Below are 10,909 nucleotides of genomic sequence, written 5' to 3'. Positions count from 1 at the left end.
GAGCCCCACGCCGCCCGCGCCCTCGACGTTGGGGCGGCGCTCGACCAGCCGGACCACGTGAGGGTGGTCGGTGACGATCTCCCCGGCCTCCTCGATCAGCACGATCCGCTCGCCGGGGTCCACGAGCGACAGCAGCGAGGCGAGCAGCGTGGTCTTGCCGGCGCCGGTGCCTCCCGAGACCAGCAGCGGGGTGCGCGCGTGCACGAGCCCGGGAAGCAGCTCCGCGAGGTCGCGTGGGACGGCTCCGCTGGTCACGAGGTCCGAGATCGCCAACGGCGCCGCCCGGACGCGCCGCAACGAGATGGCCGTGCACCCCTGCGCGACCGGCGGCAGGACGGCGTGCAGCCGGGTGCCGTCGGCGAGCCGCGCGTCCACGGTGGGCTCCGCATCGTCCAGCCGGCGCCCCGCGCTCTCCGCGAGCCGCACCGCGAGCGCGCGCACCTGCTCGGCGCCGCCCAGCGCCAGGGGACGCGGCTCGAGGCCCGCGCCACGGTCGATCCACGCCACGTCGGGAGACTGCACGAGCACGTCCGTCACCCCTGGCAGCCGGAGCAGCGCACCCAACGGACCCGCGGCATCGTCCCTCACCCCTCGAGGCTTCCGGAACGGCGCCACGCCCGCCGCACCCGCCGCCAAGGGCGTGGAGCGAGCCCGGGAAGCCTACGGCCGGGGACATCGCCCGGAGGTTACGCTGACGGCATGGAGTCATCGGGACGGCGTAGCGCGGCCTTCTTCGACCTGGACAAGACCATCATCGCGACGTCGTCGTCCATGGCGTTCTCGCGCTCGTTCATCGAGGGCGGGCTGTTCACGCGCACGCAGGCGGTCCGTACCGCGTTCGCGCAGTTCCTGTTCGAGGTGGGCGGCGCGGACGAGCGCCAGACCTCCCGCCTGCGCGACGCGCTCAGCGAGCTCGTCGCCGGGTGGGACGTGGCGCAGGTCGAGGCGATCGTCGCCGAGACCCTCCACGAGCACATCGATCCGGTGGTCTACCAGGAGGCGCTCGACCTGATCGGCCGGCATCAGGGCAACGGCCGTGACGTGGTGATCGTGAGCGCGTCCGCCCTCGAGGTGGTCGAACCGATCGCCGAGCTGCTGGGGGCCGATGCCGTGATCGCCTCGCGCATGGAGGTCGCCGACGGCCGCTTCACCGGGGAGATCTCCTTCTACTGCTACGGGCCGGCGAAGGCCCACGCGGTCGAGGAGCTCGCGGCCACCCGCGGCTACGACCTCGACGCCTGCTACGCCTACTCGGACTCCATCACCGACATGCCCATGCTGGACGCGGTGGGCCACGGCTTCGCCGTCAACCCTGACCGGACGATGCGCAAGACCGCGCATCGCCACGGCTGGGGAGTGCTCACCTTCCGCCGGCCCGTGGGCCTGCGCGCGCGCTCCGGCGTCCGCCCCGCGCTCGTGGCGGTGATAGCGATCGCGGCCGTGGCGGCGGTGGTGTTCCTGGCGCTCGGCTCGCGCCGCGACGGTTCCGACTGACCCGCCCCGCGTCGCGTCTCCCGGCGAGTTGACGCCGCTGCAGTAGGGTGAAATCGGCGCGGACGAGGCAACGTGGCACCGGCCGGAATGAGGCAACCGAGATGAACAAGGCGCTCGCCCCCGCGCTCGTCGGGGTGCTGGGTCTGGCGCTCGGGTTCGGAGCCGGCTGGGCCTGGGAGAACCTGCGCGGCGAGGGGCCGGACACGGGTGCGGAGAGCCCCGCGGCGTCCACCACCCCCACCGCCGACGCCTCGTCCTGACGGACGGCCGCGCGGGCGCCTTCCGAGCCCGCCAAGAACCGTGCGAGGTTCGCCACAGGGACTCGAAACGACCCTCCCGATGACGTATCCTCTGCACTATCCCCCGGTAGTGATGGCGGGATGACCCCACCCCTCGAGGAAGCCCAGTGCGCAAGATCCTGCTCGTCGTCGCCGCGGTGACGATCGCCCTCGCATCCGCCGCCGCGGGCTGGTTCGGGGTGAAGGCCTGGAGGGCTTCGCAGCCCGAGCCCACGCCCGTGCCGAGCGCCTCCGCGTCCGTGCCTGCCACTGGCGAGACGGTGTCCCTCACGTTCCGGCTGTCCGAGGTCGATGCGTCCGCCGCGAACCTGTTCGAGCCGCCCGAGTGCGGCGCGGTCTGGACGCCGCCGTCCGGCGCCGCGAACGGCGTGAGCCCCAAGGCCGACGCGACCCTGCGACAGGCCTCCGGCGTCGACACCGTGACGGTGGTGCCCGGCTACACCACGGATACCGCCGGCCTGGGATTCCTGGCCTCCGAGGGCAGCTTCATCGTGACCAGGGACGATGTGGTGGTGTCGCCCGATTGGGGCGCCGAGTTCGTGCCGGAGTACTACGTCGCGATGCCCGGCGAGACCACTCTCACGCAGAGCAACGTCGACGTCACCGGCTCGACGCTGTGCGACGTCTCCGAGGAGCTGGCGGCCATCTGGGACGGCTTCGACTGGAGCGCGGCGAGCGAGGAGGAGATCGCGGCCAAGCAGGCGGAGACGGACGCCTTCAATGAGAGCCACCGGGAGCTCTCGCCCGGCACGTACAGGGTGTACCAGTGGTCGCCCATCATCCTGGGCGAACCCGCGGCCATCGCCCGGGTGCTGGCCGAGGAGGGCATCACCGGGCTCGCGGGGCTGCAGTACAGCGCGGGCTACACGGCGCTCTACGAGGACCCTCGCATCCAGGAGCACTGCGTGGACCAGAGCGATGCGGACGGCAACCTGCTCTCGCGGAACTGCGATGTGCCGGAGGATGTGCTGGCCGAGGTGCTGACGCGCGACGTGCCCGTCGAGTACATCGCGGACGTCCCGCCCGCCGTCGCGTTCTCGGTCGCGGCGGAGTTCACGGTCGAGTGACCGGGCGGCCCATCAGCCGCAGCGGGTAGATGGTGGCCGCTTTCGGCAGGTCCGCGGTCCACACGGGTGACTGATTGTCGCTCAGCCGCTCTTGCGCCGGAACTCCTTCTGCCCGTGGGCCGCGCCGTTCCCGTGCAGGTGGGTGCCAGGCCCCCCGGCCGAGCCGCCGAGTCCACCACCCTTGCCCGCTCCGCCCACGGCAGCGGCCATCAGCTCCTGTGCCTCGCCGTCCTTCACCGCCGCGAGGAACTCCTGGGCGGGCTGGTCCTTCAACATCTTGGCGAGCCTGCCGTGATGGAAGATGTGCACCTCGCCGCCGGTGCGGGTGCGGTAGTCGTAGCCCTCGGGTGCGCTCATAACCACAGGCTCGCACGGCGGCCCAGAATCCGCGCGCCGAGACCCCGGATCGGCTCTCCCGCGCCCCATCCGACGCTCTACCAGGCCGCCTAACAAACCGTTCCCGCACCCGGGACCAACGTCCTAGGCTGGCCAGCATGGTCGACGCTGCCCACACCCTCGAGAACCTGCACACCGAGACGCGGTCCTTCCGTCCGCAGGCGTCGTTCGCGGCGCACGCGAACGCCACCGCGTACGAGTACAAGAAGGCCGGGGTGGACCGGCTGGAGTACTGGCGGGAGGCAGCGCTGCGCCTCGCCTGGCACGAGACGTTCACGGAGATCCTCGACTGGTCCGACGCCCCGGTGGCGCGTTGGTTCCACGACGGCACGCTCAACGCGTGCGACAACGCCGTGGACCGGCATGTGCGGGAGGGCCGCGGCGACCGCGTCGCGTTCCACTTCGTGGGCGAGCCCGGCGACACGCAGACGCTGACCTACTCGGACATGCACGAGCGGGTCCAGAAGGCCGCACGCGGGCTCGAGTCGCTCGGCGTCGGCAAGGGCGACCGCGTCGCCATCTACCTGCCGCAGATCCCCGAGGCCGTGGTGGCGATGCTGGCGTGCGCACGGGTGGGCGCCATCCACTCGGTGGTGTTCGGCGGCTTCAGCGCGGAGAGCCTGCGCCAGCGCATCGACGATGCGGAGGCGAAGCTGGTGATCACCGCGGACGGCGGCAACCGGCGCGGCGAGCACCTGGCGCTCAAGCCCCTGGTGGACGAGGCGCTCGCCGCCAGCGAGCACCACCCGGAGCCGTGCGCCTCGGTGGACCACGTGCTCGTGGTGCGACGCACGGGCCAGAAGACGGAGTGGTTCTCCGGCCGGGACGTGTGGTGGCACGATGCGGTGGACCCGCAGCCCGCCGAGCACGAGCCCGTATGGGTGGAGGCCGAGCATCCGCTCTTCATCCTCTACACGTCCGGCACCACCGGGACCCCGAAGGGCCTGTTCCACACCACCGGCGGCTACCTCACGGGCGCGGCCCACACGCATCGGCTGGTCTTCGACCTCAAGCCCGAGACGGACGTCTACTGGTGCACGGCCGACGTGGGCTGGATCACGGGCCACAGCTACATCGTCTACGGGCCGATGATCAACGGCGCCACCCAGGTGCTCTACGAGGGCACCCCGAACACCCCGCACGAGGGCCGGTGGTGGGAGATCGTGCAGGAGTACGGCGTCACCATCCTGTACACGGCGCCCACCGCGATCCGCACGTTCATGAAGTGGGGCGAGGCGACGCCCGCCCGATACGACCTGAGGTCGCTGCGGCTGCTCGGCTCGGTGGGAGAGCCCATCAACCCGGAGGCCTGGATGTGGTACCGCCGGGTCATCGGCGGCAACAAGTGCCCCATCGTCGACACGTGGTGGCAGACCGAGACCGGCGCGATCATGATCTCGCCCCTGCCCGGCGTCACGGCCACCAAGCCCGGATCGGCGATGACGGCCGTGCCGGGCGTCGAGGTCGACGTAGTGGACGATGCGGGACGCCCGGTGGCCAACGGCGAGGGCGGGTACCTGGTCATCACCGAGCCGTGGCCGTCGATGCTCCGCGGGATCTGGGGCAACCGCCTCCGCTACGTCTCGACCTACTGGAACCACTTCGACGGCCTGTACTTCGCGGGCGACGGCGCCAAGAAGGACGTCGATGGCGACCTCTGGCTGCTGGGCCGCGTGGATGACGTCATGAACGTCTCCGGCCACCGCCTCACCACCACCGAGATCGAGCACGCGCTGGTGTCGCACCCGTGGGTGGCCGAGGCCGCCGTGGTGGGCGCCAAGGACGAGGTCACGGGTCAGGCCGTGGTGGCCTTCGTGATCGTGCGCGGGGACGCCCACGACATCCCCGACGCCGGGGAGGAGATCGCCGCGACGCTGCGCAAGCACGTGCGCAAGCAGATCGGCGCGCTCGCGAAGCCGCGCACCATCCTGGTGGTGTCCGAGCTGCCCAAGACCCGGTCCGGCAAGATCATGCGCCGGCTGCTGCGGGACGTCGCCGAGAACCGGGAGGTGGGCGACGTCACCACGCTCGCCGACTCGTCGGTGATGACGGCGATCCGCGTCGGCCTCGAGGCCGGCACGGGCGACTGACGCGCCGCCGACGACCTCGCGAACGGAACGGCCCGGCTCGGCTTCGTCAGGACCCAGCCGACGCGGCGAAGGCGATGCCCGGCCGGTCGGCGCGCACGCGGACCTCCGTGTCGGGTGTGGTGGCGCTCGACCCCAGCACGCGCGCCTCGATCGGGTCCGCGACGCCGGGCAGGTCCAGGGTGACCACCGCATCGTGCCCGAAGAACGCCACGTGCCGTACGAGCGCCACCGTGCCGACGCCCGGCGAGTCCGCGGGCTCGAGCACCAGATGCTCCGGACGCAGCGCCAGCTCGACCGCGTCGCCGGGCCGCACCACCTCGCCCGCGCCTAGCTGGGCCGGCACCTCGCCCAACGCGCAGGCGACGGCGTTGCCGGTCCACCTGCCCGGGACCACCACGGCTCCCCCCACGAATTGAGCGAGCCACCGCGAGCGCGGCGCGTCGTAGATCTGCGCGGGGCTGCCCGCCTGGACCAGCCGGCCCCGGTCGAGCACCGCGACCAGATCCGCCATGGACAGGGCCTCGTCCTGGTCGTGGGTGACGAGCACAGCGGTGGTGCGGGTCGCCCGCAGCACCTGGCGGACCTGCGCGCGGACCTCCGCGCGGAGCGACGCATCGAGCGCGGAGAAGGGCTCGTCGAGGAGGATGACATCAGGCTCCGGCGCGAGCGCCCGCGCCAGCGCGACGCGGTGTCGCTGCCCTCCGGACAACTCGCCGGGCATGCGATGCGCCAGCTCGGCCAGCCCCACCATGGCGAGCAGCTGCTCGGGCCGGGCGCCCGCGCGGTCGGCGCGCGCGAGCCCGAACGCGACGTTGGCGCGGACGTCGAGATGCGGGAACAGCGCCGCGTCCTGGGGCACCAGGCCGATGCGGCGGCGTTCGGGCGGCACCGCGAGTCGCGGGCCCGTGAGCACGCGCCCGCCCACCACGATGGCGCCCTCGAGGGGCAGGTGAAGCCCGGCGATGACGCGGAGCAGCGTGGACTTCCCGGAGCCCGACGGACCCAGCACTGCGGCGAGCTCGCCCGAGGGCACGGTGAAGGTGACGCCGTGCAGCACGGGCGCGCCGTCGTACGCGGCCACCACCTTGCGCACCTGCAACTCGCTCATGCGCCGTCCCTCCGCTCGCGCACCGTGGCCACCGCGTCACGTGTGAGCAGCACCGCGGGACCCACCGCCACCGCCACCAACACCAGGGCATACGGGGCTGCGGCGCCATAGGCCGCGGACTCCGTGAGGCGCCACAGCGACGTCGCCAGCGTATCCGTCCCGGTGGGGCGCAGCAGCAGCGTCGCCGGCAGCTCCTTCATGGCCGTGAGCGCCACGAGCAGCACGCCGGCGCCGATTCCTGGCCACGCGATCCGGGCCGTCACGCGCGCCCACACGCGGGCGCGGGTCGCGCCCAGCGATCGCGCCACATCCTCGAGCCCCGGCTCGACCTGCTCCACGCTCGCTCGCACGGCGCCCACCGCCTTCGGCAAGAACAGGACGCCGTAGGCGAACGCCAGCATCCACACCGACTGGTAGAGCGCCGGCACCACCGCCAGCGAGAAGAACACCAGAGAGAGGCCCACCACGATCCCGGGCAGCGCGAGTCCCACGTAGCTTGCGGACTCGAGCGCGGCACTCAGGCGCGACCGGAAGCGAGCGGCCAGCAGACCGATCGGCAGCGCGAGCGCCAGGGCGACCAGCGCTCCCCCGGCGGCCAGCGCGACCGTCGACAGCGCATCGGCCGCCACCTCGCTCGCCGGGACGCGCGTGCCGGTGCTCGCCCGCGCAGTGAGGTAGCGCAGCAGCGCCGCGAGCGGCACGCCCACGGCGGCCAGCGGAACGAGGGTGAGCCCCGCGCCCGCGGCCCAGGACCAGGCACCGAGCCGCACCGGTGCGCGCACCACCCGCGCCGCCACGGTGGAGCCATGCCGGGCCTGCGCGCCCCGCAGCCGGCGCTCCGCCCACACCAGCGCGACGCCCATCGCGGCGAGCACCGTGGACAGCGCGGCCGCGAGAGTGCGATCGAACTGGCTGGTGTACGCGGAGTGGATGGCCCAGGTGAAGACCTCGAACCTCATGATCGCCACCGCGCCGAAGTCGCTCAGCACGTACAACGCCACCAGCAGCACGCCGGCGAGCGCGGCGGGGCGCACCTGGGGCCACGTGGACTCGAGGAACGCGCGGGCGCGCGAGCGACCCAGCGTGCGGGCCACATCTTCGTGGGCGGGGTTTGCAAGGCGTAGCGCGGCCAGTGTGGGCAGCGTGACCAGCGGCACGTTGCACACCGTCAGCACCACGAACGCACCCCAGAATCCCCGCACCGGCGTGAGCGCCACCCAGCCGAACGCCGCCACATACGACGGCACCGCGAGCGGGAGAGTCGAGACCACCACCCAGGCGCGCCGGCCCGGCAGCCGGGTCTGGCCCAACAGCCACGCGGAGCCCACCCCGAGCACCAGGCAGGCCGTGGCGACGGCGACGGTGAGACCTACGGTGTTGATCGCGAGCTCGAGCGTGCGCGGCCGTACCAACGCGGCGAGCACCTCGCCGCCGTCCGCGCCCACCACGCGCACCAGCAGATAGACCAGCGGAATGGCGGCCAGTCCCGCCGCGACCACCGCGGATGCGGTCAGCACCAGGCGCGCGAGTGGCGCTGGCGGGCGGCGAGCCTCCCCAAGGCTCACCGCGCGAACGCGCGGGGACCGCGAGGTGCGGCTCGCCGTGATGCGCATGGCTCGGGACGCTACAGCAGCCCGACCTCGGTGAGCAGCGCGGTGGTGTCGCCCAGCGTGTCGAGATCGGAGAGGTCCAGCTCGGTATTGGTGAGGTCGGCGAGCGCAGGCAGCCCGTCGGGCACGTCGAGTCCCGCGACCAGCGGGTACTCGTACGTGGTGTCCACGAAGTACCGCTGCCCGGCGTCCGACACCAGGTACTCGATGAACGCGAGCGCGTCCGCGTCGTCGCTCGCGCCGGCGAGCAGGCCGGCCCCGGTCACGTTGACGATCGCGCCTGCGTCGCCGGCCTCGGGAAAGGACAGCCGGGCACGCATGCCGTCCTCGCCCAGCTCGGCCAGGGCCTGGTACCAGTAGTAGTGGTTGATGAGGCCGATCTGAATCTCGCCGGCCTGCACGGCCTCGAGGATCGCGGTGTTCTTGGGGTAGGTCTGGACGTCGTTCGCGACCATCCCGTCGAGCCACTCGCGCGCCACATCCTCACCCTCGAGCACGCGCAGCGCGGTGACGAACGACTGGAAGGAGGCGTTCGTGGGGGCGATTCCCACCTGGCCGTTCCAGGCGGGGTCGGTGAGGTCGAGCACCGAGGCAGGCACCTCGTCCGCGTCGAGCGCCTCGCTGTCGTATGCCAGCACACGCGCGCGGCCGGTCACGCCCACCCAGGACCCATCGGTGGAGGTGAAGCCCGGGTCCACGGCCGCCGAGACGGCCTCGGGGAGCAGCGCGAACAGGCCCGCCTTTGCCACGGCGCCCAGCGCACCCGCGTCCTGGGACAGGAACACGTCCGCCGGCGAGGCGTCGCCCTCCTCCTGGAGCAGCGCCGCCAGCTCCGTGGTCCCCGCATAGCGCACCTCGACGGCGATGCCGGTGTCAACGGTGAACTGGTCGATCAGCGGCTGCACCAACTCCTCCTCCCGTCCGGAGTACAGGGTGAAGGTGCCGTCCGCGACGGCGTCGGAGGAGGCCTGTGGCGCGGACGATGCGGGAGCGGGCGACTCCGGCGAGCAACCGGCGACAGCAAGGGCGAGGACGGGCAGCGAGAAGGCGGCAAGGGCGCGGCGCAGGGCCATGAGCGGTACTCCCGAGAGAGGCGGCGGACGGTGGATCGGTACGCCCGGAGACTATCCTCGAATTACGTGACACGCCAGTCACCAAAATGCGGAGGCTGGTGTGACGCGGTGGCATGCGAGCGCCGATCCGAGCCAACGCTCGCGCCCGGACGGCGTACCGTGGAACGCGGGAGGTCACATGTCCGCATCACACACGCCCGCTCGCGCCACCCGTGCGCGGTTGAGGGTCGCCGTCATGGCGGCGGTCGCCGCGCTCGCTCTCACGGCCTGCGGCGGCACATCCGACGAGGGCACGTCCACGAGTCCGTCGTCGGAAGCGACCCCGAGCCCAACATCGACCGCCGAGCCGAGGACTCCGGTGCCGGCGGCGGCCACCGTCGAGGTCAGCGCCTTCGAGTACGGGTACACGATGTCCTCCACGGAGATCGCGGCCGGCGAGGTCACCTTCGAGCTCCGCAACGACGGCGGCACCTCTCACGACCTGGTGCTCGAGGGAGGCCCGGGCGGCTCCACGGCCATCATCGGCCCCACGGAGACCGCGACCCTCACGGTCACCCTCGAGCCCGGCACGTACGTGCTCTACTGCTCGATCGGGAATCACCGCGCGATGGGCATGGAGATTGAGATCACGGTCTCCTAGGGCGTCGGAATCGGAGCGTTCACCCTGGCACCGCGACACCCTGCAAGGCATCATTGCAGCGGCAGAATCCAGGCTCTAGACTTCACAGTGGCGACGAGGCTCGGATCACCGGTCCCGACGCTCCAGACGTCCCCGGGAGGGGCGACCACGGTGCCCCCCAGCGCGGTTGCCCTCCCGGGGCACCTGTCTGTTCGGAGCCCTCGCCTCTCACTCGCTCGACGGACGCTCGTCCCCGTCGGAGGAGTCCACGTTCTGGGCGGCCCACGGCAGCGGCTCGGCGGACGCATCGTCCCCGCCCGGTGCGTCCCCGCCCTCCTGACCCATCACGGCAGCCTCCTGCGCATCGGCCTCGGCGAAGGTCAGCAGCCGCTCGGGCGGGTCCCGGCGCTCGAGAGAGAGATCCCGCCACCGCTCGATGCCCACCACCACGCCGAGCACGGCGACGCCCACGCACGCGCCCGCCAGCACGTCCGTGAGGAAGTGATAGCCCAGGTACATGCGGCTCACGGCGACGATGCCGATGATCGCGAAGGACAGCACCGCCCATGCCGTCAGCCTCCAGGAGGCGTCCGCGTCCTCGTGCCACAGCAGGTAGCCCAGCACCAGCACCAGCGTGGACGCGCCGATGGTGTGACCCGACGGGAACGAACCCGAGGTCTCGAAGCCGGGAACCGACATGAAGTCCTCGCCCGGCCGCGCTCGCCCGACCACGGCCTTGAGGACCACGGTCAGCGTCGTGGACAGCACCATGGCCCCCACCAGCAGCATGGGGTGCCACCACGACTTGGTCACCCGCCACCACACCAGCGCGATCGCCGCCACGATGATCGGCAGCACCACCGGTCCGAACACCGTGGTGACCACGGTGAGGATCGTGGTCAGGGTGGGCGTGCGGTGGGCCGCGAGCCATTCGACCAGGGGCTCGTCCAGGCGGAACAGGTCCTCCTGCTCGACCACCCAGTCGAGGAGGCCCAGGAAGCCGGCGACGCCGAGTCCGATGAGGACCGCGGCGGGCCACAACGCGAGGAACGCATCGGACGGGCGCATGCGGGGTCGAGCCATGCGGTCCACCCTAGGCGCGCCCCGTCGGGGCATGGCGCGGAGCGCGCCGGGCGGCCTCAGGCGCCGGCGC

At 72.3% G+C, this 10,909-nt stretch carries 12 protein-coding genes; 5 read left to right on the top strand and 7 right to left on the bottom strand.

Annotated elements, in window-relative coordinates; all coding sequences use genetic code 11:
• On the bottom strand, nt 1-588 hold a 588-nt coding region (locus tag Q0L54_RS07345; protein WP_296666661.1), incomplete at its 3' end, for an ATPase, T2SS/T4P/T4SS family.
• Nucleotides 589-699: 111 nt separating this feature from the next.
• Here Q0L54_RS07345 and Q0L54_RS07340 point away from each other — a divergent pair.
• The 3 genes from Q0L54_RS07340 (at nt 700) to Q0L54_RS07330 (ending at nt 2,860) form a co-directional block, all read left to right on the top strand.
• Nucleotides 700-1,494 (top strand): HAD family phosphatase, encoded by a 795-nt coding sequence (locus Q0L54_RS07340; protein WP_296666659.1) that lies wholly within the window; start codon nt 700-702, stop codon nt 1,492-1,494.
• A gap of 101 nt (nt 1,495-1,595) precedes the next feature.
• Nucleotides 1,596-1,754, top strand: a complete 159-nt coding sequence (locus tag Q0L54_RS07335; protein WP_296666655.1) for a hypothetical protein — start codon at nt 1,596-1,598, stop codon at nt 1,752-1,754.
• Nucleotides 1,755-1,900: 146 nt separating this feature from the next.
• Nucleotides 1,901-2,860, top strand: coding sequence for a hypothetical protein (locus Q0L54_RS07330; RefSeq protein ID WP_296666654.1), 960 nt, complete (start codon nt 1,901-1,903; stop codon nt 2,858-2,860).
• Between the two features lie 81 nt (nt 2,861-2,941).
• On the opposite strand, the gene Q0L54_RS07325 is transcribed toward Q0L54_RS07330, so the two are convergent.
• Nucleotides 2,942-3,217, bottom strand: a complete 276-nt coding sequence (locus Q0L54_RS07325) for a hypothetical protein (RefSeq protein WP_296666651.1) — start codon at nt 3,215-3,217, stop codon at nt 2,942-2,944.
• A gap of 137 nt (nt 3,218-3,354) precedes the next feature.
• On the opposite strand from Q0L54_RS07325, the gene acs reads away from it, so the two are divergent.
• Nucleotides 3,355-5,346, top strand: a complete 1,992-nt coding sequence (gene acs / locus Q0L54_RS07320) for an acetate--CoA ligase (protein WP_296666649.1) — start codon at nt 3,355-3,357, stop codon at nt 5,344-5,346.
• Nucleotides 5,347-5,392: 46 nt separating this feature from the next.
• On the opposite strand, the gene Q0L54_RS07315 is transcribed toward acs, so the two are convergent.
• The 4 genes from Q0L54_RS07315 to Q0L54_RS07300 all read right to left on the bottom strand — a co-directional run bounded on the left by Q0L54_RS07315 (nt 5,393) and on the right by Q0L54_RS07300 (nt 9,545).
• Entirely contained in the window at nt 5,393-6,454 is a 1,062-nt protein-coding gene (locus Q0L54_RS07315) for an ABC transporter ATP-binding protein (protein WP_296666646.1), read from the bottom strand.
• Nucleotides 6,451-7,971 (bottom strand): iron ABC transporter permease, encoded by a 1,521-nt coding sequence (locus Q0L54_RS07310; protein ID WP_296666644.1) that lies wholly within the window; start codon nt 7,969-7,971, stop codon nt 6,451-6,453. Before Q0L54_RS07310 ends, Q0L54_RS07315 begins: the two co-directional genes overlap by 4 nt.
• Before the next feature lie 107 nt (nt 7,972-8,078).
• The gene (locus tag Q0L54_RS07305) at nt 8,079-9,137 is read right to left on the bottom strand and encodes an iron ABC transporter substrate-binding protein (RefSeq protein WP_296666642.1); all 1,059 of its coding nucleotides are present in this window, start codon (nt 9,135-9,137) and stop codon (nt 8,079-8,081) included.
• Nucleotides 9,138-9,311: 174 nt separating this feature from the next.
• Nucleotides 9,312-9,545, bottom strand: a complete 234-nt coding sequence (locus tag Q0L54_RS07300) for a hypothetical protein (protein WP_296666640.1) — start codon at nt 9,543-9,545, stop codon at nt 9,312-9,314.
• Nucleotide 9,546: 1 nt separating this feature from the next.
• Here Q0L54_RS07300 and Q0L54_RS07295 point away from each other — a divergent pair, with 1 nt between their 5' ends.
• Complete coding sequence (locus Q0L54_RS07295) at nt 9,547-9,777, top strand: cupredoxin domain-containing protein (protein WP_296666639.1); 231 nt, start codon at nt 9,547-9,549, stop codon at nt 9,775-9,777.
• Between the two features lie 207 nt (nt 9,778-9,984).
• On the opposite strand, the gene Q0L54_RS07290 is transcribed toward Q0L54_RS07295, so the two are convergent.
• Entirely contained in the window at nt 9,985-10,839 is an 855-nt protein-coding gene (locus Q0L54_RS07290) for a phosphatase PAP2 family protein (RefSeq protein ID WP_296666636.1), read from the bottom strand.
• Nucleotides 10,840-10,909: the final 70 nt, after the last annotated feature.

Source organism: Demequina sp., assembly GCF_024642165.1.
In the GTDB taxonomy this organism is placed as follows: Bacteria; Actinomycetota; Actinomycetes; order Actinomycetales; family Demequinaceae; genus Demequina.
Note: the sequence above shows the minus strand (reverse complement) of the source record. Positions and strands in the feature narration are given on the sequence as shown.

What these genes read in the sequence shown, in the direction of transcription:
- Q0L54_RS07340 (WP_296666659.1), top strand. Translation starts at nt 700, where the DNA reads ATGGAGTCATCGGGACGGCGTAGCGCGGCCTTCTTCGACCTGGACAAG.
- Q0L54_RS07335 (WP_296666655.1), top strand. Translation starts at nt 1,596, where the DNA reads ATGAACAAGGCGCTCGCCCCCGCGCTCGTCGGGGTGCTGGGTCTGGCG.
- Q0L54_RS07325 (WP_296666651.1), bottom strand. Translation starts at nt 3,217, where the DNA reads ATGAGCGCACCCGAGGGCTACGACTACCGCACCCGCACCGGCGGCGAG.
- acs (WP_296666649.1), top strand. Translation starts at nt 3,355, where the DNA reads ATGGTCGACGCTGCCCACACCCTCGAGAACCTGCACACCGAGACGCGG.
- Q0L54_RS07315 (WP_296666646.1), bottom strand. Translation starts at nt 6,454, where the DNA reads ATGAGCGAGTTGCAGGTGCGCAAGGTGGTGGCCGCGTACGACGGCGCG.
- Q0L54_RS07305 (WP_296666642.1), bottom strand. Translation starts at nt 9,137, where the DNA reads ATGGCCCTGCGCCGCGCCCTTGCCGCCTTCTCGCTGCCCGTCCTCGCC.
- Q0L54_RS07295 (WP_296666639.1), top strand. Translation starts at nt 9,547, where the DNA reads ATGTCCTCCACGGAGATCGCGGCCGGCGAGGTCACCTTCGAGCTCCGC.
- Q0L54_RS07290 (WP_296666636.1), bottom strand. Translation starts at nt 10,839, where the DNA reads ATGGCTCGACCCCGCATGCGCCCGTCCGATGCGTTCCTCGCGTTGTGG.